Annotated in this window: 26 protein-coding genes; 17 read left to right on the top strand and 9 right to left on the bottom strand. The window is 65.7% G+C overall.

What is annotated here, in order from left to right; genetic code table 11:
• Nucleotides 1-10 precede the first annotated feature (10 nt).
• Together BcanWU425_RS11160 and BcanWU425_RS11155 are read right to left on the bottom strand one after the other, a co-directional pair.
• Complete coding sequence (locus tag BcanWU425_RS11160; protein WP_204512049.1) at nt 11-1,888, bottom strand: TRAP transporter large permease; 1,878 nt, start codon at nt 1,886-1,888, stop codon at nt 11-13.
• A gap of 7 nt (nt 1,889-1,895) precedes the next feature.
• On the bottom strand, nt 1,896-2,927 hold the full coding sequence (locus BcanWU425_RS11155) for a TRAP transporter substrate-binding protein (RefSeq protein WP_085350285.1): 1,032 nt from the start codon (nt 2,925-2,927) through the stop codon (nt 1,896-1,898).
• 68 nt (nt 2,928-2,995) lie between these two features.
• On the opposite strand from BcanWU425_RS11155, the gene BcanWU425_RS11150 reads away from it, so the two are divergent.
• Complete coding sequence (locus BcanWU425_RS11150; RefSeq protein ID WP_204512050.1) at nt 2,996-3,310, top strand: hypothetical protein; 315 nt, start codon at nt 2,996-2,998, stop codon at nt 3,308-3,310.
• A gap of 43 nt (nt 3,311-3,353) precedes the next feature.
• Complete coding sequence (locus tag BcanWU425_RS11145) at nt 3,354-4,850, top strand: caspase family protein (protein ID WP_018454295.1); 1,497 nt, start codon at nt 3,354-3,356, stop codon at nt 4,848-4,850.
• Here the strand turns inward: BcanWU425_RS11145 and BcanWU425_RS11140 are convergent.
• Nucleotides 4,844-6,190, bottom strand: a complete 1,347-nt coding sequence (locus BcanWU425_RS11140; RefSeq protein WP_204512051.1) for a sensor histidine kinase — start codon at nt 6,188-6,190, stop codon at nt 4,844-4,846. The two genes, BcanWU425_RS11145 and BcanWU425_RS11140, sit on opposite strands and share 7 nt — an antisense overlap.
• 18 nt (nt 6,191-6,208) lie before the next feature.
• Nucleotides 6,209-6,919 (bottom strand): response regulator, encoded by a 711-nt coding sequence (locus BcanWU425_RS11135; protein WP_204512052.1) that lies wholly within the window; start codon nt 6,917-6,919, stop codon nt 6,209-6,211.
• A 171-nt stretch (nt 6,920-7,090) separates the two neighbouring features.
• Here BcanWU425_RS11135 and BcanWU425_RS11130 point away from each other — a divergent pair, with 171 nt between their 5' ends.
• The 4 genes from BcanWU425_RS11130 (at nt 7,091) to BcanWU425_RS11115 (ending at nt 9,884) form a co-directional block, all read left to right on the top strand.
• On the top strand, nt 7,091-7,420 hold the full coding sequence (locus BcanWU425_RS11130; RefSeq protein WP_085350289.1) for a hypothetical protein: 330 nt from the start codon (nt 7,091-7,093) through the stop codon (nt 7,418-7,420).
• A 91-nt stretch (nt 7,421-7,511) separates the two neighbouring features.
• Nucleotides 7,512-7,793: a GCG_CRPN prefix-to-repeats domain-containing protein gene (locus tag BcanWU425_RS11125; protein WP_204512053.1), complete on the top strand. Its 282-nt coding sequence runs from the start codon at nt 7,512-7,514 to the stop codon at nt 7,791-7,793.
• Complete coding sequence (locus tag BcanWU425_RS11120) at nt 7,787-8,053, top strand: hypothetical protein (protein WP_204512054.1); 267 nt, start codon at nt 7,787-7,789, stop codon at nt 8,051-8,053. Before BcanWU425_RS11125 ends, BcanWU425_RS11120 begins: the two co-directional genes overlap by 7 nt.
• Nucleotides 8,054-8,216: 163 nt before the next feature.
• Nucleotides 8,217-9,884, top strand: coding sequence for a SulP family inorganic anion transporter (locus tag BcanWU425_RS11115; protein WP_204512055.1), 1,668 nt, complete (start codon nt 8,217-8,219; stop codon nt 9,882-9,884).
• Between the two features lie 6 nt (nt 9,885-9,890).
• On the opposite strand, the gene BcanWU425_RS11110 is transcribed toward BcanWU425_RS11115, so the two are convergent.
• Both BcanWU425_RS11110 and BcanWU425_RS11105 read right to left on the bottom strand, forming a co-directional pair.
• Complete coding sequence (locus BcanWU425_RS11110) at nt 9,891-10,253, bottom strand: hypothetical protein (protein WP_026232706.1); 363 nt, start codon at nt 10,251-10,253, stop codon at nt 9,891-9,893.
• Nucleotides 10,254-10,303: 50 nt separating this feature from the next.
• Nucleotides 10,304-11,728 carry an FAD-binding oxidoreductase gene (locus tag BcanWU425_RS11105; RefSeq protein ID WP_085350292.1) on the bottom strand — a complete coding sequence of 475 codons (1,425 nt, stop codon included), beginning with the start codon at nt 11,726-11,728 and terminating at the stop codon, nt 10,304-10,306.
• A gap of 87 nt (nt 11,729-11,815) precedes the next feature.
• Here BcanWU425_RS11105 and BcanWU425_RS11100 point away from each other — a divergent pair, with 87 nt between their 5' ends.
• Nucleotides 11,816-12,322: a thioesterase family protein gene (locus BcanWU425_RS11100; RefSeq protein ID WP_204512056.1), complete on the top strand. Its 507-nt coding sequence runs from the start codon at nt 11,816-11,818 to the stop codon at nt 12,320-12,322.
• Nucleotides 12,323-12,327: 5 nt separating this feature from the next.
• On the opposite strand, the gene BcanWU425_RS11095 is transcribed toward BcanWU425_RS11100, so the two are convergent.
• Nucleotides 12,328-12,501 (bottom strand): DUF1328 domain-containing protein, encoded by a 174-nt coding sequence (locus BcanWU425_RS11095; RefSeq protein WP_007600914.1) that lies wholly within the window; start codon nt 12,499-12,501, stop codon nt 12,328-12,330.
• Between the two features lie 241 nt (nt 12,502-12,742).
• Here BcanWU425_RS11095 and BcanWU425_RS11090 point away from each other — a divergent pair, with 241 nt between their 5' ends.
• From BcanWU425_RS11090 to BcanWU425_RS11050, 9 genes are all read left to right on the top strand, one after another.
• Complete coding sequence (locus BcanWU425_RS11090; RefSeq protein ID WP_085385100.1) at nt 12,743-15,382, top strand: ATP-dependent helicase; 2,640 nt, start codon at nt 12,743-12,745, stop codon at nt 15,380-15,382.
• 7 nt (nt 15,383-15,389) lie between these two features.
• Nucleotides 15,390-15,680, top strand: coding sequence for a type II toxin-antitoxin system HicB family antitoxin (locus BcanWU425_RS11085; RefSeq protein ID WP_204512057.1), 291 nt, complete (start codon nt 15,390-15,392; stop codon nt 15,678-15,680).
• Nucleotides 15,681-15,768: 88 nt separating this feature from the next.
• Nucleotides 15,769-16,185 carry a hypothetical protein gene (locus BcanWU425_RS11080; RefSeq protein ID WP_018454284.1) on the top strand — a complete coding sequence of 139 codons (417 nt, stop codon included), beginning with the start codon at nt 15,769-15,771 and terminating at the stop codon, nt 16,183-16,185.
• Nucleotides 16,185-16,856, top strand: a complete 672-nt coding sequence (locus tag BcanWU425_RS11075) for an OmpA family protein (RefSeq protein ID WP_018454283.1) — start codon at nt 16,185-16,187, stop codon at nt 16,854-16,856. Before BcanWU425_RS11080 ends, BcanWU425_RS11075 begins: the two co-directional genes overlap by 1 nt.
• Nucleotides 16,857-17,010: 154 nt before the next feature.
• Nucleotides 17,011-17,547, top strand: coding sequence for an Mpo1 family 2-hydroxy fatty acid dioxygenase (locus BcanWU425_RS11070; protein WP_018454282.1), 537 nt, complete (start codon nt 17,011-17,013; stop codon nt 17,545-17,547).
• Nucleotides 17,548-17,576: 29 nt separating this feature from the next.
• Nucleotides 17,577-18,608, top strand: coding sequence for an NAD-dependent epimerase/dehydratase family protein (locus tag BcanWU425_RS11065; RefSeq protein ID WP_204512058.1), 1,032 nt, complete (start codon nt 17,577-17,579; stop codon nt 18,606-18,608).
• A 30-nt stretch (nt 18,609-18,638) separates the two neighbouring features.
• Nucleotides 18,639-19,265, top strand: coding sequence for a methyltransferase family protein (locus tag BcanWU425_RS11060; protein WP_007600907.1), 627 nt, complete (start codon nt 18,639-18,641; stop codon nt 19,263-19,265).
• 124 nt (nt 19,266-19,389) lie between these two features.
• Nucleotides 19,390-19,599 carry a hypothetical protein gene (locus BcanWU425_RS11055; RefSeq protein ID WP_018454280.1) on the top strand — a complete coding sequence of 70 codons (210 nt, stop codon included), beginning with the start codon at nt 19,390-19,392 and terminating at the stop codon, nt 19,597-19,599.
• A gap of 138 nt (nt 19,600-19,737) precedes the next feature.
• Nucleotides 19,738-21,042 (top strand): PQQ-dependent sugar dehydrogenase, encoded by a 1,305-nt coding sequence (locus BcanWU425_RS11050; protein ID WP_085360621.1) that lies wholly within the window; start codon nt 19,738-19,740, stop codon nt 21,040-21,042.
• Nucleotides 21,043-21,045: 3 nt separating this feature from the next.
• Here the strand turns inward: BcanWU425_RS11050 and BcanWU425_RS11045 are convergent, their stop codons facing one another.
• Nucleotides 21,046-21,870 (bottom strand): aspartate dehydrogenase, encoded by an 825-nt coding sequence (locus BcanWU425_RS11045; protein ID WP_231190438.1) that lies wholly within the window; start codon nt 21,868-21,870, stop codon nt 21,046-21,048.
• 37 nt (nt 21,871-21,907) lie between these two features.
• On the bottom strand, nt 21,908-22,825 hold the full coding sequence (locus BcanWU425_RS11040; protein ID WP_085350297.1) for a LysR family transcriptional regulator: 918 nt from the start codon (nt 22,823-22,825) through the stop codon (nt 21,908-21,910).
• A 125-nt stretch (nt 22,826-22,950) separates the two neighbouring features.
• Between BcanWU425_RS11040 and BcanWU425_RS11035 the strand changes: the two genes are divergently transcribed.
• Complete coding sequence (locus tag BcanWU425_RS11035) at nt 22,951-24,024, top strand: tartrate dehydrogenase (RefSeq protein WP_204512059.1); 1,074 nt, start codon at nt 22,951-22,953, stop codon at nt 24,022-24,024.
• The last annotated feature ends 19 nt before the right edge of the window (nt 24,025-24,043 follow it).

Genomic DNA, 24,043 nt, shown 5'->3' with positions numbered 1-24,043 from the left:
CGATACTCCCTCAATAGCCGAACGCGCGCGGCAATGCCGTGCTGAGCCATGGCACGAACGCGATCACGAGCAGGCAAAGGAACAACAGGCCGAGATAGCCCATGATCGGCTTCACCGTCTGCTCGATCGGCACATTGCCGATCAGGCAGGCGCCGTAAAGCCCGAGCCCGAGCGGCGGCGCGAACAGGCCGATGCCCATCGCGATCACAAGCACCACGCCGAAATGCAGGGGATCGATGCCGAGCTGCACGGCCACCGGCAGCAGCAGCGGCCCGAAGATGATCAGCGCGGCCGCCCCCTCCAGCACCGAGCCCATCACGATCAGCACGCCGATCGCGAGCAGGATGAACAGCCAGGTGCCGCTGGTCTTGGACAATCCCAGCATGAAATCGCCGACCGCATGCGGCACCTGCTGCAGGGTCAGCGTGAACGCCAGCGATTGCGCTGCGGCAACGATGAACAGCACGAGCCCCGCGCGCGTCGCTCCCTGGACGAAGCTGTGCGCAGCCGATGTGAAGCTGAGTTCGCGGAACACCACGCTGCCGACGACGAGTGCATAAGCCACGGCGAAGGCCGAGATTTCCGTGGCGGTGGCAAAGCCGCTCTTGAAGCCGAAGAAGATCATGAAGATCAGGCCGAACGAGGCGATCGCGCCGCTCCACAGGCCCGACACCGGCATCTGCGGCGCGATGACCTCGGCATCAGCTGGAGACTCAGTTGGAGTCTCAATTGGAGTCTTGCCGAAGATGATGGAGACGGCGATCAAGGCCAGCGCCATCAGCGCCGCGGGCAACAGCCCTGCGACGAACAGACCACCGATCGACAGGTTCGCGACGAAGCCCAGGATGATCAGGTTGATGCAGGGCGGAATAGTCTCCGCCATCACCGCGGAGGCTGCGAGCAGCGCCACGGCGCCGCCCGGATTCTGCTTGGAGCGGCGCGCGGCCGGAATCAGCACGGAGCCGACCGCGGCGACGTCGGCCATCTTCGAGCCGGAAATGCCGGAGAACAGCACCATCGAGGCCACCATCACGACGTTCAAACCGCCGCGCATGCGGCCGACCCCGCGCTGCAACAGCTCGATCAGCCGCACCGACATGCCGTTGGCTTCCATGAGGTAGCCGACGAGAATGAAGAACGGAATCGCGAGCAGCACGAAATTGTCGATGCCGCGCGCCATCTGCTGGGCGAAGATCACGCCGGGCAGCGCGCCCTCGACCCAGATGAAGATCAGCGCGGCCAGCGCCAGTGCAAAGCCGATCGGCAAGCCACCGACCAACGTCGCAAAGAAACCGATCAGCATCAGCGTGGCCGCCGACGGCACCGTGGCGGGCGACAGATAATCCCAGGCGAGATAAAGGCCGGTCACGACGGCAATCGCGACGAGGCCTCTGACGATGTCAGGGAGCGGCCTGGCGCAGAGCTGGTCGATCGCAAACACCGTCATGAACAGCGCGCCGGCGCCCATCGGGTAGAAGGTCAGCTCCAGCGGCAGGCCGGATCCGGTGGTCTGGCCCGCCGTCAGCGAGCCGAGCTTGATGGCGTTGTAGGCGACGTAGCCCGAAATCAGCACCACCAGCAGCGCGCTCGCGGCGTCGACCAGCGCGCGCAGCCGTACCGGAGCCAGATCGCGGAAGAAAGAGACGCCGACATTCTCGCCGCGCGCGAGCGCGCTCGCCGCGCCGAAGAAGGCCGATCCGACCATCAGTCCGCGCGCGACGTCGTCGGACCACTCCACCGGCGCGTTGAAGCAGAAGCGCAGCAGCACGGAACCGCAGACGACGACGAGATCCGTGGCCAGCAGGATGGCCGCGATCGCGTCGCTGAAGCGAAGCAGCAGGGCGATGCTCCCGTGGCGGCCGCCCGAGAGAGGTACGGCAGCTGTCATTGCCACGTCAGGCCTGCGTGGCGCGGATGATGTCGATCACGGCCTTGGATTCCGGCCGCGCCTTCATGAAGTTCTCGATCTGCGGCGCGACGCGCTTTTTGAACGCCTCGCGGTCGCATTCGGCCACCGTCACGCCCTTTTCGGTCAAGGCCGACAGCGCTTCCTTCTCGACGGCGAGCCCGTGGGTCCGCGTGTCGGCCGCAGCCTTCTTCGCGGCATCGAGAAATCCCTCGCGCAGCTTCGGATCCATGCGATTGTAGGTCGTGTCGCTGAAATAGATCGCGAGCGGCGAGAAATTGTGCTGCGTCAATGCATAGAATTTCGCCGTTTCGAAGAACTTGCTGGCCAGGATGGTCGGCGGGTCGTGCTCTAGCCCGTCCAGCACGCCGGCCTGCAATGCCGTGTAGATTTCGCCGAACGCCAGCGGCGTCGCGGCGGCTCCCATCAGGCGCAGGCATTCCGTGATGACGGGATTTGGCAGCGTGCGGATCTTGAGACCGGCGAGATCTTCCGGCGTCTTCACCGGCTTCCTCGCAAGTACGCTGCGTGAACCGAAATTATAGGCCCAGGCGATGATGCGGATGTTGCTGCCCTTGAGCAGCGCGTCCTCGATCGGCTTGGCCGCGCCAGCGTCGAACGCCTTGGTCTGCTGCGGAAAGCTCGAGAACAGAAAGCCGAGGTCGTAGGTGCCGACCAGCGGCACCAGATTCGCCGAGATCGAGGAGCCCGACACCATGAGGTCGATGACGCCGAGCTTCACTGAGTTGATGACGTCGATTTCCTGACCCAATTGGTTGTCGGGAAAGAACGCGACCTCGACCTGCTCACCGAGGCCGTTCGCCTTCAGGTTCTTCACCAGATTGTCGTAGTAGACCCGGCCGTTGGCGAATTTGGGATCGTTCGGCAGCGACGAGGAGCATTTCAGCTTCAGCGTCGCGGCTTCGGCGCGGCCGATGAGTGCGGGGGAAAGCACGAGGCCGGCGGCAAGTCCCGTCGACGACTTGATGAACGCGCGACGGTTCACGGGCACGATGGACATAATGCGGTTTCTCCCCAATTATTGTTTTTCGAGCAACGGTCGTTGCCGCAGCCCGTTGCGCGGACTGTATGGCCAAAGCGACGGCGCAGGCAAGGCTTGCGGCCGGCCGTTGCAAAGCGGCGTGTCGCGAGGATCAACGGCATCAGCGCGCGGCAAAACAGCCATGTTTTTGCGGGATTCTCGATCAGATCGGCATGGGGCCGATGCGCGAGAAGATGCTTTCGCGCAGCGTTGGGCATCGATCCAATTGGCGCATGGATCAATGCGCAATTCACATGGATGGCACCAGAACGATGCCGCACCAGCTCTGGCAGACCTTCTGCCCCATTTTGCCGCAGCTCAACGTGATCCAGTGCACAGACAGACGCATGGCGGCCACCTAGAAAAGGTGACATCATCGCGCGCATTGCCGATGGAGGTGACACCATGCGCCGTCCAGTCTTTCGCAATTTGTTTCTTGCATCCGCTCTTCTCGCGCTCACGCAATTGACGATGCCGACGGGGGCCGCGGCCGAAGCGCGGCTCGCACTGGTGATCGGCCAATCGGCCTATCGCACCGTGCCGGAACTACCCAACGCAGCCAACGACGCCAAGGGCATGACGGAGCTGCTCGGCAATGCCGGCTTCACCGTCACCACGGCATCCAATCTGGCGCAAAACGATATGCGTCAGGCGATCTCGGATTTCGCCGGCAAGGTCAGCGCCAGCGGCGCCGACACCGTCGCGCTGGTGTTCTATGCCGGCCACGGCCTCCAGATCGACGGCGAGAACTATCTCGTTCCCGTCGATCTCGACCCCAAGCGCGAAGCCGACATTCCGCTGCAGGGTGTGCGACTGAACGATTTGCTCAACACGCTCGGCGCACTGCCGACGCGGGCGCGCATCTTCATGCTCGATGCCTGCCGCAACAATCCCTTCCCTGCGCTCAGCGGCGCCGGACACGGGCTTGCGATCGTCGACACCAAGGCCGGCGCGCCGGGCTCCTTCATTTCCTATTCGACCTCGCCGGGCTCCGAAGCCGAGGATGGCTCCGGCATCGACAGCCCCTATACCACCGCGGCGCTGACCGTCGCCAAGCAGCCCAATCTGCCGATCGAGGAAGTGTTCAAGCGCATTCGCGTCGCCGTGGCGCAATCGACCGACGGACGCCAGATCCCCTGGGAAAGCTCGTCGCTGACGACTGACTTCAAGTTCTTCGGCGGCGACAGCAGCGGCAGTCAGACTGCGCTTCCTGGCGCATCCTCCATGGCACTTGCGAGCGGCACGCGCAGCCTCGAGGACTGGCGCAAGGATTTGCAGGGCAAGCCGGCCATGGTCGCCTATGAGATAGTGATCACCGACGACACCGTGCCGGCGTATCAGGCCTATATCGAGTTGTACGCTCAGGATACCCGTACGCCGCGGCTGCGCACGATTGTGGAGCGCCGGCGCCAGATGCTGGCGTGGGAGCGCGCCACCGCGATCAACACCCGCGCCTCGTTCGAGGCGTATCTGGCGAACTGGGACAACAGCGATCTGGCCGCGACCGCACGCCGGCTGCTGCTCCGCGTGCAGAACCGCAACTACGTCTTGCCTGCCGCGGTCGCGGCCGCTCCTGCCCCGGTCGCCGTCGCGATGGCCCCGACCTGCCCGTGCTCGACGCCCACACCACCGGCTTCGCCGATCAACCCGACGATCGCGCCTGTGATCAAGAAGCGCGTCGACGACACACCGCCGAAGCGCAAGGTGGTCGACACGCCGCCCAGGCCGCGCCGGCCGCCGCCTGATGAGGTGATCTACGAGCGCGCGCCGCCACCGGATCGCGGCCCGCCGCCAGAAGCCTTAGGTGTCGGAATAGGCATCGGAATTGGCATGGGCATGGGCGGTCGAGGCGGCAACTACGGCGGCCCGGGACACGGCGATGGCTACCGCAGCCGTTACTGAGACCGCTCGCGCGGCAGCCGGACGCGGACACGGGTGCCGCCACCGGGACGATCCTCAATGGCGACCGTGCCGCCGTTGCTTTCGACAACTTGCCTCACGATTGTGAGTCCCAATCCTGCGCCGCCGCTCTCGCGGCTGCGCGAGGTCTCCAGCCGGTAGAATGGATCGAATACGCGGGTGCGTTCGTCAACCGGGATTCCCGGCCCGCGGTCCTCGACCAGGAGTTCGATCACATCGGTCTCGGCGTACAACGAGATGTCCGCGGCGCCACCATAGAGGATCGCGTTGTTGACGAGATTGGCAACGACCCGAGCCATGCCCGCAGCCGAGCCGCGGATGAGGAGAGCCGGATCTTCGCAGGTGAGCGTCAGCGCTGCGCAGGCGCCCTTGCGCGCTTCGTACTCGGTCCGCGCGACGCGGGCAAGATCGACGGTTTCCGCCGACGGGCCTGCGAACGAGGCGCGGACAAAGGCGAGCGCATCATCCATCAGCGATTGCATGTCGTCGAGATCGACGGTTGCCTTGTCCCGCTGCACGCTTTCGGGCAGCAGCTCGAGACGTAGCCGCAGCCGCGTGACATAAGTGCGCAGATCATGGCTGATCGCGCCGAGCACGAGGGTGCGGCTGCGCAGCAGTTCGGCGATGTTCGCCTGCATGGCGTTGACGGCGCGGATCAGCGCCCGGACGTCGGGAGCACCCCGCTCGCTGACCGGCATGGTCTCCATGGCAGCGCCGAAGCGCTCGATGGCGACGGTCAACTCGGACAGCGGCCTGGTCTCGTGGCGGACCGCGAGCAAGGCCGCCAAAGCGACGACGAAGCCGAGAATTCCGGCCAGCAGGCCGACAGGAATGCCGAGCAGGCGAAGGCTGAGCTCACCTGCGGTCTCGATCACCAGATAGCCGCCGCCAGCAAGTTCAATGACAGCTTGCAGGCGCGAGGTGACGAAATCACGCAAGCGGGCCACCTGTTGGCCGTCCCTGACGTTGACGAAGGACACTGCGACCAGCCGCTCCGCTGGCACACCGCTCAGCGCGCGCAACCGTTGCTCCGCGCTGCGCAGGAAACGGCCATGCAACGGGTTGGGCGGCACGTCCTGACGCACGACCGGCTTAAATCGCGCCGTCGTGGCCGCGCGCAGCACCAGGTCGCGATCGTCGCGCGGGACCCTGTCGATCGCCTCCGCCAAGGCGGCGACCTGCGCGAGCAAAGCGGCAAATCCGGACGGCTCGCCGCGGCCGCGCTGCTCCACGAAATAGATGGCGACCGACAGCAACTGCACGAGAATGATGGCGCCGACGACGATAAGGCCGAGGCGGGCGGCGACGTGAAGCCTGCTCATTCCGCACAGGCTCCGTGCTCAGAGCGGGCGAACGTCAGCACTGAAGAGATAGCCGCCATTGCGCACGGTCCTGATCGAGAACGCAGCCTTGGGATCCGCGGCGACGAGCTTGCGGCGCAGCCGGCTGACCGACACGTCAATGACGCGGTCGAACGGATCCGCGGTCCGGCCGCGCGTCCAGTCGAGCAACTGGTCGCGGGACAGCACCCGCTTGGGCCGTTCGAGGAAACATGCCAGCAGATCAAACTCCGCTGCCGTCAACTCGACGATACGGTCCTGGTCGTTGGTCAGGCTGCGCCCGTCGAGATCGGCCACCAGCCTGCCGAAAGCAATTCGCCGCGGCGGCGGCATCTGCAGCGGGCCGTCCACACGCCGCAAGACGGCCTTGATGCGCGCCAGCAATTCCCGAGGATTGAAAGGCTTCGGCAGATAATCGTCGGCCCCGAGCTCCAGGCCGATGATGCGGTCGACATCGTCGGCCTTGGCCGTCAGCATCAGGATCGCCGTGCGGCTCTTGCCGCGCAGGCGCTGGCAGATCGACAGTCCGTCCTCGCCCGGCAGCATGATGTCAAGCACGATGAGATCCGGGCATGCCTGCATCAGCGCCCGGTCCATCGCCGCGCCGTTCTCGACGCAAACCGGCGCATAGCCCTCCCGCGTCAGCAGGTCCGCCAAGAGCGCGCGGATCTCGCGGTCGTCCTCCACGATCATGATCGTCCGAGTGTCCATCGCGGCCTCTATCGAGCAGCCCGCTGGCAGGAATGTGGCGACCCCGTCACTCGTTACAAAACGTTACACTTCCGGCCTCGCCGGCAACATCACGGCAAAAGATCGAGGCGAGATTGGCCCCATGCGGCGACCGGTCTCGTTCCGGCGCGTCCTCACAAACAGGAGTATCCGATGAAACCCATTCTGGCTTCGCTATCACTCGCAACGGTGCTGGCCCTCACGGGAGCCTCCGGTGCAAACGCCTGGGTTCGCAGCGGCAGCGTCACGACTTGGCGAGGTACCTACTACGGCAGCGCCAGCGGCGGATGCGCCGGCGGAACCTGCTCGCGTTCGGCTTCGGTGACGGGACCTTATGGCGGCACGATCGCACGCAGCGGCAGCATCACGCGCGTGGCTCCGCATGCATTCGACTACACGCGCACCACGACGGGTCCGAACGGCAACAGCGTGACGCGCAGCGGCACGGTCGGGACTCATCCTTATTACGGTTACCGGTACTGACCGTCGCGCCGGACGACCGTGAAATTCCGGCCGGGGTCAGAACACTGGCCGCGGACTGCCTTCCTCCAACTTGCAAGCAGGGATATCTCGAATGCGACCATTGACGATCTTGGCGTCGGCCGCGGCAGCCGCACTGGCCGCAGGTTCGACCGCGCTAGCCTTCACCCCCAGCCCTCACCCCGGCATGTCCGACGGCCTCACCGAAGTCAGCGGCGGCTGCGGACCCGGCTGGCACCTGACGGCCAACGGCCTGTGCCGGCGGACCATCGTGCCCTACGCCCATCCACCCTATGCCTATGCGGCGCCTCCCTATCCTGGGGCCTGTTGGTGGACCAGCACGCCATTCGGCGTGCGGAGGGTCTGCGCATGGTGAGACCTGTACAGCTGCGGGAGCTGCGACGCGCGATCGCCGCCATCATCGCCGCGTTGGTCGCGATATCGTCCGCGGGCGCCGCGTCCGCCCAGCAACCGCGACAGGAGATACGCCAAGCGTGCACCGCGGACATGCGCGCGCTGTGCTCCGGCATCATGCCGGGAGGCGGCCGCGTCAAGCAGTGCATGATCGAGCATTTCAACCAGCTGTCGGATGGCTGCAAGAGCGCGCTGAAGCAGGCGAAGGCGTCGAAGCCATAGGGCGTGCCTCGCGGGAGTGCGCGTGGGGCTCGCAGACGCGATAAGTGCCTGCGAGCCCTGCGGGGTCTCACGATATACAGGCGAGGCCGGCAACCCCATGTTTGCCGACGACCGGCAGCTGTGGTCTGGTCGGCCAACGGAACGCTTCGGGGATTCGCTACTGATGGCGCAGGACGCTCACACCGCAACATCATGGCCGCTATTCCGCTCGCTCGCCTCCTATTCGTTACCTGGCGACCTCATGGCCGGCCTGACGCTCGCGGCAATCGCGATCCCAGAGCAGATGGCCACGGCGCGGCTCGGCGGCTTCGCGCCGCAGATCGGCTTCTTCGCCTTCATGGCGGGATCGCTCGGCTTTGCGATGCTCGGCGGCAACCGTTTCCTGTCCTGCGGCGCCGATTCCACGATCACGCCGATCTTCGCCGGGGGGCTGGCGGCGCTGGCCGCCGCCGGCTCGCCTGAGTATCAGGGCCTCGCGATCGCGCTGGCGCTGATGGTCGGTGCGATGATGCTGGCCGGCGGCGCCTTCCGCCTTGGCGGCATCGCCAATCTCCTGTCCGTGCCCGTCATGGTCGGTTTCCTCGCCGGCATCTCCGTCCACATCATCGTGTCGCAATTGCCGGGCGTGCTGGGCCTGGACTCGCCAAGCGGGCCGACGCTCGATCGCATCGGTGTGCTCGCAAGCGAGCTCGGCCGCACCAATCCCTTCACGCTATGCATCGGCTTCGGTGTGCTGGCCGTGGTCTTCGTCGCCGAGAAGATCAGCGCAAAAATTCCGGGCGCGCTGATCGGGCTCGTCGCCGCGACCCTGGCCACGATCGCGCTCGGCCTCGAGAGCAAGGGCGTCAATGTCGTAGGCCTCGTGCCGGGAACGCTGCCGCGGCCGACCTTCCCCGAGCTTGCACCGGAGCAATGGGTCCGCCTCGTGCCGCTCGCCTTTGTCATCACGGTCGTGGTGATGGTGCAGACCGCGGCGACGACGCGCTCGTTCCCGTCCGATCCCGACAAGCCGGCCGATGTCGATCGCGATTTTCTCGGCGCGGGCGCCGGCAGCGTGCTGTCGGGCCTGTTCGGCGCGTTTCCGGTCAACGCCAGCCCGCCGCGGACGGGCATTGTCGCCGAGACCGGCGGACAATCGCAGCTCGCGGGTCTCGCCGCCGCTGCGATCGTGCTGGCGCTGCTCGCGTTTGGAACGGGATTGCTGCAGCACGTTCCAGACGCAGCCCTCGGCGGCATCCTGCTGTTCGTCGCGCTGCGCATCATCCGCGTGAAGCAGATCGTCACGATCTATCGCCAATCCCCCAGCGAATTCCTGCTGATCGCCGCCACCGCCGCGCTGATCATCGTGCTGCCGATCCAGCAAGGCGCGTTCCTCGGCATCGTGCTGTCGCTGCTGCACGGCATCTGGAGCACGACGCGCGCGCGGCTGGTCGAGTTCGAGCGCGTGCCGGGCACCACGATCTGGTGGCCGGCACATCCGCACATCGCCGGCGAGCGCATCGCCGGCGTCGCCGTGCTCGGGCTGCAGGCGCCGCTGTCCTTCCTCAACGCGCCCGGCTTTCGCAGCGACGTGATCAAGGTGCTCGGCACGACGCCGCCACAGCTGCTGGTGCTGGAGGCGAGCGGCATGGTCGAGATCGACTTCACCGCCGCGCAGATCCTGCTGGACGTGTTCAGGGCGTGCAGCGAACAGGGCGTCACCGTCGCGCTGGCCCGGCTGGAATCGGTGCGCGCGCAGGACGCGTTCGAGCGGTTTAGATTGTTCGACGCCCTGCCGAGAGAGCGTGTCTTCCACAGCGTCGACGAGGCCGTGCGGAAGTTGGCGCGATAACTGGGCTCACTGCGCCAATGGCGGGTGATCGCGCTGGATCGTTTCGCGGATCCAGCTGGCATGGATCGCGCGAAACAGGATTTGCGCCGTCTTGAGGTCGTTCGCCTTCATGCAGAGATCGACGATGCGACGGACTGCGTCGTCGCGCATCAGTCCATCCGAGATCTTCATCGCGATTTCCATCGCGACTTTCGCCGCGCGCTCGTAGCGCTCGCTGTCGCGCTTGTCGCTGCGCGCGCTACCTGCCGCGCTCGCCGCAGCGGCGTCACAGATCGCACGGATGCGCTCGGCGGCCTCGATGTCGCCGAGCGGCCGTTCGATCGCTTCGTCCCAGACGTCCTGACGCGTCTTGCGCGCGAACCACTGCATTGCCTGCTCCGTGGTGAGGGAGCGAGCATAAACGGCGGCCACGCCGCGCGCTACGCCTCCGGTACGATCTTCCCGGGATTGAAGATGTTCTGCGGATCGAGCGCCTTTTTCAGCGCCCGCATCGCGTCGATCGCCTCGGGACCGAGCTCCGCCTTGAGGTATTTCTGCTTGCCCTGACCGATGCCGTGCTCGCCGGTGCAGGTGCCGTCCATCGCCTGCGCGCGCTCGACCAGCCGATGCATGAACTCCTCGCCGCGCGCCATCTCGTCGGCATCGTTGGTGTCGCAGACCAGCGAGCAGTGGAAATTGCCGTCGCCGACATGGCCGACGATCGGCGACAACAGGTTGAGGCGCTTGAGATCTTCCTCGGTCTCGCCGACGCATTCGGCAAGCCGCGAGATCGGCACGCAGACGTCGGTCGCGACCACCCCGATGCTGTCGCCGGGCCGCAGCGCTTTCACCGACCAATAGGCGTCGTGCCGCGCCTGCCACAGCTTTGTGCGATCCTCCGGCTTGGTGGTCCAGGAGAAGTCGCCGCCGCCGCAATCCCTGGCGATCTCGCCGAAGGCCTTGGACTGTTCGGCGACCTCGATCTCGCTGCCGTGGAATTCCATCAGCAGCAGCGGCGTTTCGGGCAGGGTCAACTTCGAATAGGCGTTGCAGGCCCGCACCTGCGCGGCGTTGAGCAGCTCGATGCGCGCCACGGGAATGCCGGTCTGGATCGCCAGGATCACGGCCTGACACGCCCCGTGCACGGTCTCGAACGACACCGCTCCGGCCGCGATCGTATCGGGGATGCCGCGCAGGCGGATGGTCAGCTCCGAGATGATGCCGAGCGTGCCCTCGGCGCCGACGAACAGATGCGTCAGGTCGTAGCCGGCGGATGATTTCTTCGCACGCGTGCCGGTCGTGATGATCTCGCCGTCGCCGCGGACCACTTTCAGCGCCAGCACACTGTCGCGCATGGTGCCGTAGCGCACCGCATTGGTGCCGGAAGCGCGGGTCGAGGCCATGCCACCGAGGGAAGCGTCCGCGCCGGGGTCGATCGGGAAGAACAGGCCCTGGTCGCGCAGATGCTCGTTGAGCGCCTTGCGGGTCACCCCGGGCTGGATCACGCAGTCGAGGTCCTCGGCATGCACCGCGAGCACCTTGTTCATGTCGCGCAGGTCGATGCAGATTCCGCCGGCGGGTGCGTTGACCTGGCCCTCGAGCGAGGTGCCGGTGCCGAAGGCGATGACGGGCACGCCGTTTTTCGCGCAGATCCGCACCACGTCCTGGATGTCGGCAGTCTCCTGCGCCATCACCACGCCGTCCGGCGGCTGGTTCACGATCCATGTGGTGGTATGGCCGTGCTGCTCGCGGACGGCTTGCGAGGTGATGAGGCGGTTGCCGAACCGCGCGGCAAGTTGCTCCAGCGCGCTCGCGAGGGCTTTCGGCGCCGGCCGCGGCGGATTATTGGTGATGGTCGTACCCACGGACGTTCCTCCCGACGAGACGAACCGTGGCAAAGGACATCTCACCGGTCAAGTCAAGCGACCGGACGCATAGCTGGGGAAGGACACATGCCGGAGACTGCTGCCACAACGATCGAGGGCGTGCCGTTCCGCTCGTCAATCATGCAGATCGAGCCGCAATGGATCGACTACAACGGCCACCTCAACATGGCCTATTACAACGTGATGTTCGACCGCGCGATCGACCAGATGTGGCTGACGCTCGGGATCGGACCGGGCTACATGAAGGAGCGCGGCGGCTCGACCTTCACCGCCGAATGCCACGTGCGGTATTTGCGCGAAATCCACCTCGACGATCCCGTGCAGGTCTCGGTCTGGCTGCTGGAAGCCGACGACAAGCGGCTGCACACCTTGCAGGAGCTGCGGCACGCGACCGACGGATGGCTGTCCGCCACATCGGAAAACATGTCGCTTCACATCGACATGGGCTCACGAAAGGTGGCGGCTTTTCCCCCAGACATCCGTGAGCGCATCGCAGCGGTGGTCAAGGCCCACAGCGCCGTCCCGCGGCCCGAGGGCATCGGCCGGAACGTGGCGATGCCCTCGAAGCGGTAAGCGCGCTAAACCCTGTTACGACCCCGTGCCAGTCCGACAACGGCCGAGACCAGGAACAACACGACTGCGATGAAGAAGATGATCTTGGCGATTTCGATCGACGCGCCGGCGAGGCCGCCAAAGCCCAGGATACCGGCGATCAGAGCGATAACCAGAAACGTAACTACCCAGCTAAGCATGATCCGAACCTCTGTTTCGATGTCTGTCTGCGATCGGCGCGGCTGACGCGCCTCACTTGCAGAACCAATCGCCAACTCGGAACAATGGTTCCGGGCCGCTGAAGCCGGAAATTCGCCTGACCGACAGGAACAAATTGGCTTTCGGCGCACGTGGAAAACCCCTGTCCGCGGCCCCATATAGGGACCAATCCCTGTTAAGAAGGCTCCCCTTTCACCACCCCGCGGTGCCAACGTGGGGCAAATGATTCGCATGACCGAGCCGAGCAAGATCACGTCCCAGAGCGTCCCCGACCACCAGCCCGCAGCCGGCGGCATCGCCGCGCGTGCGCGCGCCTCGGTAGGCCCGCAATACCTGTCCGGGCTCAATCCGGAGCAGCGCGAGGCTGTGGAGACGCTGGACGGGCCGGTTCTGGTGCTGGCCGGCGCCGGCACCGGCAAGACCCGCGTGCTGACCACGCGCATCGCCCACATCCTGAGCCAGGGCCGCGCCCGCCCATCCGAAATCCTGTCGGTGACCTTCACCAACAAGGCCGCGCGCGAAATGAAACATCGGCTCGGTCAGATGCTCGGCCATGCCGTCGAAGGCATGCCGTGGCTCGGCACCTTCCACTCCATCGGGGGGCGCATCCTGCGCACCCACGCCGAGCTGGCGCAGCTCAAGTCGAACTTCACCGTGCTCGACGTCGACGATCAGGTCCGACTGCTCAAGCAGCTTCTGCAAGCCGACAATATCGACGACAAGCGCTGGCCGGCGCGCATGCTGGCCGGGCTGATCGACGGCTGGAAGAACCGCGGCCTGACGCCGTCGCAGGTGCCGTCGGGCGAAGCCGCCGTGTTCGCCAACGGCAAGGGCGGCAAGCTCTATGCGAGCTACCAGGAGCGGCTGAAGATCCTGAACGCCGCCGATTTCGGCGATCTGCTGCTCGAGGACATCCGCATCTTCCGCGAGCACCCGGATATCCTGCGGCAGTACCAGCAGCGCTTCAAATTCATCCTGGTCGATGAGTATCAAGACACCAACGTCGCTCAATATCTGTGGCTGCGGCTGCTGTCCCAAGCGCCGACTTCTTTTGCCTCTCCCCGCGTGCGGGGAGAGGTCGGATCGCCCGGCAGCGCAATTGCGCGCCCGAGCGATCCGGGTGAGGGGGACTCTCAGCAAGCTGAGCTCGTGGAGGCAGCCCCTCATCCTGACCTTCTCAGCGTGAGCGAAGCTCGTCGCGACCCCGCAAGCGGGGAGAAGGAGCAGACGCGCCACGTCAAAAACATCTGCTGCGTCGGCGACGACGACCAGTCGATCTATGGCTGGCGCGGCGCGGAGGTCGACAACATCCTGCGCTTCGACCATGATTTCCCCGGCGCCAAGGTCATCCGCCTCGAGCGCAACTACCGCTCGACGGGCCACATCCTCGCCGCCGCCTCGCACCTGATCGCCCACAACGAGGGCCGGCTCGGCAAGACGCTGCGCACCGAGGACCAGGATGGCGAGAAGGTCACGGTAACAGGCTCTTGGGATTCGGAAGAGGAAGCCCGCGGCATCGGCGAGGAGATCGAGCAGATCCAGCGCCAGGGCGACAAGCTCAACGAGATCGCGATTCTGGTGCGCGCCTCCTACCAGATGCGCGAGTTCGAGGACCGCTTCGTCACGCTCGGCCTGCCCTATCGCGTCATCGGCGGCCCGCGCTTCTACGAGCGCGCCGAGATCCGCGATGCGCTGGCTTATCTCCGCGTCATCAATTCACCGGCCGACGATCTCGCCTTCGAGCGCATCGTCAACACGCCCAAGCGCGGCCTGGGCGATGCCACCGTGCAGATGCTGCACGATCACGCCCGCAAGCGCCGCATCCCGCTGTTCGAGGCGGCGCGCGCGGTGGTCGAGACCGATGAGCTGAAGCCGAAGGCGCGCGGCTCCTTGCGCGACGTCGTCGCCCAGTTCGACCGCTGGCGCGCCCAGCGCGAGGTCACCTCGCACACCGAGCTCGCCGAGATCGTGCTCGACGAGAGCGGCTACACCGAGATGTGGCAGAAGGACCGTTCGGCGGACGCCGCGGGTCGGCTCGAAAACCTCAAGGAGCTGGTGCGCTCGATGGAGGAGTTCGAGAACCTGCAAGGGTTTTTGGAGCACATCTCACTGGTGATGGACCGCGACAGCGGCGCCGACGAGGACGCGGTGTCGCTGATGACGCTGCATTCGGCCAAGGGGCTGGAATTCGACAACGTGTTCCTGCCCGGCTGGGAGGAAGGCCTGTTTCCGAGCCAGCGCACGTTGGACGAACAGGGCCGCGCCGGCCTCGAGGAAGAGCGCCGGCTCGGTCATGTCGGCCTGACCCGGGCCCGCCGCCGCGCCAAAATCTATTTTGCCACCAACCGCCGGATCCACGGCACCTGGTCGACCACGATCCCCTCGCGCTTTCTCGACGAACTGCCCGCGGCCAATGTCGAGATCACGGAATCCAAGGGCGGCTCGGCCTGGGGCGGCACCGGCGGCTACGGCGCCTCCCGCTTCGACGACATGGAAGCGTTCGGCTCCACCTATTCGACCCCGGGCTGGCAGCGCGCCCAGGCCAATCGCAATCGCGGCGGCGGTGGCGGCGGCAATGGCGGCCGCGGCAGTTTCGAGGAACAGGCCTCGTCGTTTTCGTCCCAGTCGTCCTCGCCCGATTTCGGCAGCTTCTCCTCGCGCCGCCGCGGGCCGCTGACGATCGAGGGCGAGCTGGTGGCCAAATCCACCGGCACGACCTCGGAATTCTCCCTCTCCGACCGCGTCTTCCACCAGAAATTCGGCTATGGCCGCGTCACCAAGATCGACGGCAACAAGCTCACCATCGCCTTCGACAAGGCGGGGGAGAAGAAGGTCGTGGACAGTTTTGTGCAGCGGGCGTGAGGCCTGCATGCCGCGCTACATCGCCATCATCGAGGACGCCGGCCCGGACGAAGCCGTCGGCGTGTGGTTTCCGGACCTGCCCGGCTGCATTTCCGGCGGCGACGACGTCGATGAGGCCCTGGAGAATGCGCCCGAGGCACTCGCGTTCTATGCACAGGAACTGACCGCGGACGGCCGCCAGCTTCCCCCGCCGCGGACATTGGACGAGCTCAAGGCCGACCCTGATGTCGCCGACGAGCTCGGGAAGCACACGGTCGCCCTGATCGAATGGCCACCCCTCACTGAGGCCACGGAGTGAGGACTGTTCGCCGCACTGGTCGGACTCTCGACAGTTCAGGTCCGAACAGCCCTTGACCACCGTGAACTTCCCCGTATCAGATGCGGCCATGGTCCGGGGCTCCATCACACTGATCTTGCTGGCATTGGGTATGCCGTCGCTTGCGGCGGCGGAGACCATGAGCTTTGGCGATGCGATCGGGCTGCTGGCGAAAAGTTGCGGCGCGGAAATCGTCGCCAATTGCCGCGGCGTCAACCCGGATTCGACCCGCCTGAAGGAGTGCCTCTCGCGCAACCGCGACGTGCTCTCGCAGCAGTGCCAGAGCGATTATCTCGGTGCCTTCGACGCCATCCAGAAGCGCGTCGCAGCCCGTGTCACCGTGGCGAACGTCTGCCAGCGCGAGATCGTCAAGGTCTGCGGCGGCTCGACCAAGGAGACCAGCAAGGCGGTCCCCTGCCTGGTCTCGACGCCCAAGGGCATCAGCAACAATTGCCTGAAGGCCGTTGACGACGCGGGGTATCGGTGATGCCAGCGACGAGGCTTTCCACCGCCGGAATATGCATCGCGCTCGGCCTCGCTTTGCTCGCGGGCACAGCGGAAGCGCAGACGGCGCCGCCAACCCGCGACGACATCGTCGGCAAGCTCAACCATTTCGAACAAGCCGCCGAGATCGATCTCCCCGCGCTGAAGCTGCAGGTGATGGAGCGGGCCAAGGCCAGGATCAAGAACGATCCCGGTCCGGTGAACCGGCCGCTGATCGCGCCTGATCTGGTCAATCTGCCGACCTTCACTGCGCAGATCCAGTTCGACGCCGACACGCCGATCATCCAGCCGGCGTCCTACCAGACCGTCGGCCGCCTCGCCGATGCGCTGGTCCATGCCTCGCTGCTGCCCTACACGTTCCTGATCGTCGGCCATGTCGAATCCAACGCGAAGACGCGCGAGGCCAACGCGATCCTGAGCCAGCGCCGGGCGGACGCGATACGCGACGTGCTGGTGAACACGTTCAAGATCTCGACCAAGCGGCTGCATCCGATCGGCCTCGGCGAGGAGCAGTTTCTCGACCGGGCCAGGCCGACCTCAGCCGCCAACGCCCAGTTGCAAATCCTGACCTACGCCAAGGTACCGGAGGAAGCGCCTGCGCATCCGGCTGCGACACCTGCGCCTGCGGCGAAAAAGCCCGCCAAGAAGCGCTGAGCGGACGCGCCACGGCGTCTGACGCAACCCTTTGAAGTCACGTTTCTTTTGTGACCTGTCTCACAGCGCAACAGCGCGGTTTCGCGCGACAATTACGCCGGTTTGTGCACCGCCCTATCAGGTGCTATAGGCTTTTTTCGCCCTGCCCGACCCCATGCTGCACGAGACCGAGATGGCCAGTTATTTTCAACGTCAGCTGGCCGACTACGTCGAATATCATCGCGATCCCTGGAACTGCGCGATGCACGTGGTCGGCATCCTCCTGCTCTTCACCGGCGCCGTGCTGCCGCTGACGCTGGTCCATTTCCCGGTGTTCGGGATCGAGGTCAGCCTGGCCATGGTTCTTGCCCTGCCGGTGCTGGCCTACTGGCTGATGCTGGACGCCGGGATCGGGCTCGGCATCCTCGCCTCGATGATCGTGCTGCTTTCGGTCGCAACCGCGATTGGCAATCAGGTCTCGATCGTCATGATGTGGTCGATTTTTGTGGTGCTGATCGGGCTCGGCGTCGCGTCGCAAATCGTCGGTCACAAGGTTTTCGAGGAGCGGCAGCCGTCGATGGTCGACCACCCCACGCATTTTCTGCTTGGACCGATGTTTGTCATGGCAAAATTATTCATTGCATTGGGCTTCCGTCGCGACCTTGCCGCGATTCTGGCGCCTGCTCCGACCAATTCCCTTTCAACCCGATAGTTCTAGACGCGAAACAGCAAACCTACTGCATGGCTCTCGTACTGGTTACCGGTGGCAGCGGCTTCATCGGACATCATCTTGTAGAAGCGCTCCGCGCCCGTGGGCAGCGGGTGCGTGTTCTCGACGTCCGTGCGCCTGCCGCGCCGTATGCCGACGTTGAATATGCCCAAGGCTCGGTGCTCGACGGTGCCGCGGTCGATGCCGCGATTGCTGGGGTCGATCAGGTCTATCACCTCGCGGGCCTGCCCGGCATGTGGGTCGCCGACAAGCAGGCCTTTCACGACGTCAATTGCCGCGGCACCGAGATCGTGCTCGCGGCCGCGATGAAGCGCGGGGTCTCGCGCTTTCTGCACTGCTCGACGGAATCGATCCTATTCCCCTATTCCGACCTCAACGGTGTTCCCGCCGAAGAGGCGCTGCAGCCGGCCGATGTGATGCCGGGCGCCTACACGCGGTCGAAATCGCTGGCCGAGCATTGCGCCGCGAAGGCCGCAGCTGAAGGTTTTCCGCTGGTGATCGGCACCCCGACCATGCCGATCGGTGCTGCCGACCACAATCTGACGCCGCCGACTGCGATGCTGTGGTACTTCCTGCAGAAGAAAGTGCAGCCGCATCTCGACTTCCCGGTCAATCTCGTCGACGTTCGCGACGTTGCCATGGGCCTCGTGCTGACCATGGAACGCGGGCGTAACGGCCAGCGCTACATCCTCGGCGGCGACTGCGTCAGGCTCGGCCAGATTCTGCGGATGATGTCCGCGATGAGCGGCCGCCGGCAATTCCCGGTCGTCGTTCCCGGCAAGATGGCCGAGCTGTCCGGCATCATGCTTGAATATCTCTCTGACCGCATCACGCGCAGGCCGCCCAACGGCACCGCCGAGGGCGTGCGCATTGCGCTCGCCGCGAGCGACCTCTCGATCAGCAAGGCGCGCACCGAACTCGGCTACGCGCCGCGCCCGATCGAGCCGGTCCTGCGCGAAACCATCACCCATCTTCTCGCCCGCGGCGGCGCGCTTGCCTCCGGCGCCATCGAGCATCACGCGCTCTCCTCGCGCGCCAGCTGAGCTGCCGCCCAACCCAAAGAACCTTTCCGCATGTCCTTCGATTTCAGCAAGCTTCTCTCTGTCGCCTGGGGTGGTTGGACCACGACTTGGCCGACGCAACTGCTCGCCCTGATCTGGCTCGCCTGGCTCGCAAGCTGGGTCGGCGCCTCGTTCTGGCAGGGCCGCACCCAGAAGCAGGTAATGACGCTGGAGTCCGGCCGCTATCGCATCCCGATCCTGGTCGGCGGCATCCTGTTCACGCCATGGACCGCGGAAGTGCTCGGCGAGAAGCCGCTCTGGGTGTTCAGCAATACAGCTGTCTACGTGGTGGCGCTGATCGTGCTGGCCGGCATCTCCTTCACCTGGTGGGGACGGCTGCATCTCGGACAATTCTGGTCCAACACCATCACCCACAAGCAAGACCACCGCGTCATCGACACCGGCCCGTACGGCATCGTACGCCATCCGATCTACACCGGCCTGATCCTCGGCATGCTGGTGACCGGCATCGCGGTCGGCACGGTGACCGCGATGCTCGGCGCGATCCTGATCTCGCTCGGCATGTGGCAGAAGGGCCGGATGGAAGAAGTGTTCCTGTCCAAGGAGCTCGGCGAAGACGCCTACGGCGCCTATTGCCGCCGCGTGCCGATGATCATCCCGTTCCTGTCGCCGCGCTGAGAGCGGCGGACGCGCCCCACATTCGCTGTCGTCCCGGCCTTCGCCGGACGACAGCGAGAGGAACTGCCTTCCCTCCAGCCCGTTAGCCTCTCGATACCTGCCACTGACCGCAGAGCATCGAGCCATGTCCGACGCCTACGATTATTTTCGCGAGCACGCGATCGCCGCCGTCCGCAAGGCGCGGGCGCTGCCGCCGGGGCGGCCGAAGCAGAAGCAGCGCACCGTGGCGCGTGTCTATCATCTCCTGTCCAGGGAGGCCGCGCTCGCGCCGAACATCCATCATCTGGATGATTTTCGCGCGGCGCGCCGGGCAGAGCGGCAGATCGGCCACTGATCTCCCCCGCTTGCCGGCATTCGTCCCATGCAAATTCGAACGGCTGCCATTCCACGGGAATAGAGCCCCGCGGCCCATCGCACAGGTTGACGTCTGCCCCGCCAGCCCGTTGGATGCGCCCGCAAACAGGGGCTTCTCATGACGTTTTCCAGCATCTTTGCGCAGTTCGTTGCGCTTCTCGGCGGCATCGCGCTGCAATGGCGGAAGCTGTCAGGCACCGTGCCTGCGCCGGCCTGGGGCCAGTCGCCCGCGATTCCCGAAGCAAAACCGCAAGGCGCCATTCCGACACTGAAGATGCCGACGGCGCGGGGCTGGAGCGAAGGACAGAAGCCGACGGTCGCACCCGGGCTCAAGGTCAATGCGTTCGCGACCGGCCTCGACCATCCGCGCTGGATCGAGGTGCTGCCCAATGGCGACGTGCTGATCGCGGAGGCGACGCAGATCGCGGGGGCGCCGCGGTCCGTGTTTCACTACGCAATGCAAGCGACGATGCGGCGCGCCGCCGCGCTCGGCGTCAGCGCCAACCGCATCACGCTGCTGCGCGACAAGGATGGCGACGGCGTCGCGGAGTATCGCGGCGCGTTCATGGAAAACCTCAGCCAGCCGTTCGGCATGGCGCTGGTCGGCGACACCTTCTATGTCGGCAACACCGACGGCGTGATGGCCTTCCCGTACGTGGCGAATGCCGATCGCATCACCGCGCCGGGCAAGCGCCTCACCACTTTCAAGCCGAGCGGCCACTGGACCCGCAGCCTGCTCGCAAGCCCCGACGGCAAGAAACTCTATGCCGGCGTCGGCTCGCTCAGCAACATCGGCGAGATGGGCATGGAGGTCGAGGAAGGCCGCGCCGCTGTCTACGAGCTCGACCTCGTCGCCGGTACGCACCGCATCTTCGCCGCCGGCCTGCGCAACCCGGTTGGTCTCGCCTGGGAGCCGAGCACCAACGTGCTCTGGACCGTCGTCAACGAGCGCGATGGCCTCGGCGACGAAACGCCGCCGGACTATCTGACCTCGGTGCGCGATGGCGGTTTCTACGGCTGGCCCTATTGCTACTGGGGCAAGACGGTGGATGACCGCGTGCCGCAGGATCCGGCGATGGTCGCCAAGGCACTCACGCCTGACTACGCGCTCGGCGGTCACACCGCCTCGCTCGGCCTGTGCTGGATGCCCGCGGGCACGCTGCCGGGCTTCCCCGACGGCATGGCGATCGGCCAGCACGGCTCGTGGAATCGCAGCACGCTGTCCGGCTACAAGCTGGTGTTCATCCCGTTCGAGAACGGAAAGCCTTCGGGTCCAGCACGCGACATCCTGTCCGGCTTCCTCGCGCCGGACGAGAAAGAATCCTACGGCCGTCCGGTCGGCGTCGTGATCGGTCCCGACAAGAAATCGCTGCTGATGGCCGACGACGTCGGCAACGTGATCTGGCGCGTGACGGGCGCTTGAAGGTTATGTTCCAACGCTAAGCGTGGTGCGCTGCTTACGGAGCAGCGCGATCACCGACAGTGCCGTGATCAACCCGGTCTTGGGATTCTCGGAGGGGACGTTCTCGATTGACATCGAGAAGCGCGCGGAATCCGACTCGACCTCGATGCGATGAACATTGCGCGTCACGGTCGGGTCGGCCCAGATTTGCACCTGGGTGCGATCCGGCCCGACGCCCGCGAGCGACAGCGCGACCGCGACGTTGAGATTGGCCGGAAAGCCTTTCGCTGCCTCTCGCGCGGTCCCCTCGAACAGCTTGAGCGGCTCGCGCAGATTGTCGATATCGATGTTGTTCTGGACGATGAACGGCGCGCCCTTCAAGCCGTCGATCGGCTTGCGCGTCACCATCTTCACCGAGTGAATTGTGCCGATCGCGGCGGCGTTGACGGCGTCGAGCCCGATCAGCGCGCCGGTCGGCACGAGGATGCGGCCGCCATTGGCCCGGGCGAGATCGACGAGATCAAAATTGTCGAGCAGCCCACCGACGCTGACAACGACCGCGGCCCTGCCGCGTTTCACCGCGGGCTCGACGATCGCGCGGAGTTGGCTGCTCGGGGCGCATTCGACGACGATGTCGGCGGCGTCGCCAAGCTGGTCGAGCGGTAATACGGATGGCGGACGACGCAGGCTGCCGAGCAATTTCTGATGCTTTGCGGGATCGCGCACCGCCACGGCGGAGAGCGTCAATCCCTCGATGCCCTGATCGAGCGCGGCGGCGATCTTGGTGCCGATCGAGCCGAGCCCCGCGACGGCAACCCGCAATTCGTTCGAAGCTGTCCATTCAGCCATCGCATCACCCCTCTCGCCAAGTCGATGTCATAGCGCCTCAGGCGTCGCGCGCATAGCTGCGCAGGCGCGTCTCGAGCACGGAGAGCATTGCGTCGCGGGCGGGGTCGCGCGAGCCGCGCAGCCATGCGGCAGCGAGCGGCAGCCGGCCGACGGGCCCGATCTGCTTTGGCCGCAGCGGCACGAAGCGCACGCCTGACACCGCCATCCGCATGGTCCAGCGCGGCACGATCGCGACCCCGAGCCTGGTTGCGACGAGATTGATGATGGTCTGCTTCTCGTCGGCGACCTGCACGACGCGCGGCGTGAGGCCTGCCTGCTCGAATAGTCTTATCGTGAGGTCGTGGCTGTGCGGCCGCGAGCGACGATCCGGCACCAGCATCGCCTCCTCGGCGATCTCCGCCAGCGTGATCGACTTGCGTTTGGCCAGCGCGTGGCGCTGCGGGAAGGCCACGATGGCTGTTTCCTGCAGCAGATCGCGGAATTCGAGCCGCTTGTCCCGCTGAGCCGGTGGACGCACGAAGGCAAGATCGAGCGCGCCGGTCAGGATCTTTGGCAGCAGCCGGACGGTCTTCTCTTCCAGGAGCTGCACTGCGATATCGGGATGCTTTGCGCGAAAATCGCGCAGCAGCGCCGGTAACAGCCCCGCCGCGGCACTGTCGATGGCGCCGACCCGGAGTTTTCGAGCAGCCCCCGCGCGCGCGCGATTGCGCAGGTTGGTCTCGACCGCCTCGACGCGGGCGAGGATGGCACGGGCATCACGCAGCAGCGTCGCGCCATCTTCCGTCAGCGACACCGCACGCGTCGTCCGTGCGAACAGTCGCGTGTCCAGATCCTGCTCCAGCAGCTTGATCTGGCGGCCCAGCGCGGAGGGCAGCATCTGGAGATGCTGCGCCGCGTGGCCGAAATGCAACTGCTCGGCCGCCGCCACGAAGCATCGCAACTGATGCAATTCCATCCACCGGTCCTCTGATCCTGTGACGGGATTATATCATTTTTTTGTATAAACCAGCGCCGATTGAGTCCCGGCCCCTAGGTTCGCTAGCGTTACGCAACCCCACCGACATCTGGACGGAGCCCTTCATGCGCACCCATTCGATTGCAGCGATCCCCGCGGACGGCATCGGCCCCGAGGTCATCTCCGCCGGCGTCCGCGTGCTGGAGGCGCTGGCCAACCGCAGCGGTGACCTCGCCTTCAACATCAAGACCTTCGACTGGGGTTCGGACTATTACAAGAAGCACGGCGTGATGATGCCGGCCGACGGTCTCACGGAGCTCAAGAAATTCGACGCGATCTATTTCGGCGCGGTCGGTGCGCCCGACGTGCCCGATCACATCACGCTGTGGGGCCTGCGGCTGCCGATCTGCCAGGGCTTTGACCAATACGCCAATGTGCGGCCGACCAAGATCTTGCCGGGCGTCGCCTCGCCGCTGCGCAATGTCGGCGTCGGCGACCTCGACTGGGTGATCGTGCGCGAGAATTCCGAGGGCGAATATGCCGGCATGGGCGGCCGCGCCCACAGGGGTCTCCCCGAAGAGGTCGGCACCGAGGTCGCGGTGTTCACCCGCGTCGGCGTGACGCGGATCATGAGCTATGCATTCGAGCTGGCGCGGTCGCGCCCGCGCAAGTTCCTGACCGTGGTGACCAAGTCGAACGCGCAGCGCCATGGCATGGTGATGTGGGACGAGATCGCAGCCGAAGTCGCGGCCGAATTCCCCGATGTGACCTGGGACAAGATGCTGGTCGACGCCATGACGGTGCGCATGACGCTGCATCCGAAGAGCCTCGACACCATTGTCGCGACCAATTTGCACGCCGACATCCTATCCGACCTCGCCGGGGCGCTGGCGGGCAGCCTCGGCGTCGCGCCAACCGCCAATATCGACCCGCAGCGCCGCTTCCCCTCGATGTTCGAGCCGATCCACGGCTCGGCCTTCGACATCACCGGCAAGGGCATCGCCAATCCGGTCGCGACGTTCTGGACCGGCGCACAGATGCTGGAGCATCTGGGCGAGACGGACGCGGCGGTGCGGTTGATGGCGGCGGTGGAGCGCGTCTGCGCGGCCGGCGTGCTGACGCCCGATGTCGGCGGCAAGGCGACGACGAAGGACGTGACCGATGCCGTGATCGAAGCGATCCACGGATCGAACGTGTAATCCGAGCTACGTCAGCGGG

The sequence above is a fragment of the Bradyrhizobium sp. WU425 genome (assembly GCF_021052305.1).
Classification (GTDB): Bacteria; Pseudomonadota; Alphaproteobacteria; order Rhizobiales; family Xanthobacteraceae; genus Bradyrhizobium; species Bradyrhizobium canariense_D.
The sequence above is the reverse complement of the archived record's forward strand: the minus strand, read 5'-3'. Positions and strand labels throughout refer to the sequence as shown.

Coding starts and splice junctions, on each gene's coding strand:
- BcanWU425_RS11100 (WP_204512056.1), top strand. CDS start 11,816: ATGCCGGAGACTGCTGCCACAACGATCGAGGGCGTGCCGTTCCGCTCG.
- BcanWU425_RS11060 (WP_007600907.1), top strand. CDS start 18,639: ATGTCCTTCGATTTCAGCAAGCTTCTCTCTGTCGCCTGGGGTGGTTGG.
- BcanWU425_RS11070 (WP_018454282.1), top strand. CDS start 17,011: ATGCTGCACGAGACCGAGATGGCCAGTTATTTTCAACGTCAGCTGGCC.
- BcanWU425_RS11035 (WP_204512059.1), top strand. CDS start 22,951: ATGCGCACCCATTCGATTGCAGCGATCCCCGCGGACGGCATCGGCCCC.
- BcanWU425_RS11145 (WP_018454295.1), top strand. CDS start 3,354: ATGCGCCGTCCAGTCTTTCGCAATTTGTTTCTTGCATCCGCTCTTCTC.
- BcanWU425_RS11155 (WP_085350285.1), bottom strand. CDS start 2,927: ATGTCCATCGTGCCCGTGAACCGTCGCGCGTTCATCAAGTCGTCGACG.
- BcanWU425_RS11135 (WP_204512052.1), bottom strand. CDS start 6,919: ATGGACACTCGGACGATCATGATCGTGGAGGACGACCGCGAGATCCGC.
- BcanWU425_RS11095 (WP_007600914.1), bottom strand. CDS start 12,501: ATGCTTAGCTGGGTAGTTACGTTTCTGGTTATCGCTCTGATCGCCGGT.
- BcanWU425_RS11090 (WP_085385100.1), top strand. CDS start 12,743: ATGATTCGCATGACCGAGCCGAGCAAGATCACGTCCCAGAGCGTCCCC.
- BcanWU425_RS11150 (WP_204512050.1), top strand. CDS start 2,996: ATGGCCAAAGCGACGGCGCAGGCAAGGCTTGCGGCCGGCCGTTGCAAA.
- BcanWU425_RS11085 (WP_204512057.1), top strand. CDS start 15,390: ATGCCGCGCTACATCGCCATCATCGAGGACGCCGGCCCGGACGAAGCC.
- BcanWU425_RS11040 (WP_085350297.1), bottom strand. CDS start 22,825: ATGGAATTGCATCAGTTGCGATGCTTCGTGGCGGCGGCCGAGCAGTTG.
- BcanWU425_RS11140 (WP_204512051.1), bottom strand. CDS start 6,190: ATGAGCAGGCTTCACGTCGCCGCCCGCCTCGGCCTTATCGTCGTCGGC.
- BcanWU425_RS11045 (WP_231190438.1), bottom strand. CDS start 21,870: ATGGCTGAATGGACAGCTTCGAACGAATTGCGGGTTGCCGTCGCGGGG.
- BcanWU425_RS11065 (WP_204512058.1), top strand. CDS start 17,577: ATGGCTCTCGTACTGGTTACCGGTGGCAGCGGCTTCATCGGACATCAT.
- BcanWU425_RS11080 (WP_018454284.1), top strand. CDS start 15,769: ATGGTCCGGGGCTCCATCACACTGATCTTGCTGGCATTGGGTATGCCG.
- BcanWU425_RS11050 (WP_085360621.1), top strand. CDS start 19,738: ATGACGTTTTCCAGCATCTTTGCGCAGTTCGTTGCGCTTCTCGGCGGC.
- BcanWU425_RS11120 (WP_204512054.1), top strand. CDS start 7,787: ATGGTGAGACCTGTACAGCTGCGGGAGCTGCGACGCGCGATCGCCGCC.
- BcanWU425_RS11115 (WP_204512055.1), top strand. CDS start 8,217: ATGGCGCAGGACGCTCACACCGCAACATCATGGCCGCTATTCCGCTCG.
- BcanWU425_RS11075 (WP_018454283.1), top strand. CDS start 16,185: ATGCCAGCGACGAGGCTTTCCACCGCCGGAATATGCATCGCGCTCGGC.
- BcanWU425_RS11125 (WP_204512053.1), top strand. CDS start 7,512: ATGCGACCATTGACGATCTTGGCGTCGGCCGCGGCAGCCGCACTGGCC.
- BcanWU425_RS11160 (WP_204512049.1), bottom strand. CDS start 1,888: ATGACAGCTGCCGTACCTCTCTCGGGCGGCCGCCACGGGAGCATCGCC.
- BcanWU425_RS11055 (WP_018454280.1), top strand. CDS start 19,390: ATGTCCGACGCCTACGATTATTTTCGCGAGCACGCGATCGCCGCCGTC.
- BcanWU425_RS11130 (WP_085350289.1), top strand. CDS start 7,091: ATGAAACCCATTCTGGCTTCGCTATCACTCGCAACGGTGCTGGCCCTC.
- BcanWU425_RS11110 (WP_026232706.1), bottom strand. CDS start 10,253: ATGCAGTGGTTCGCGCGCAAGACGCGTCAGGACGTCTGGGACGAAGCG.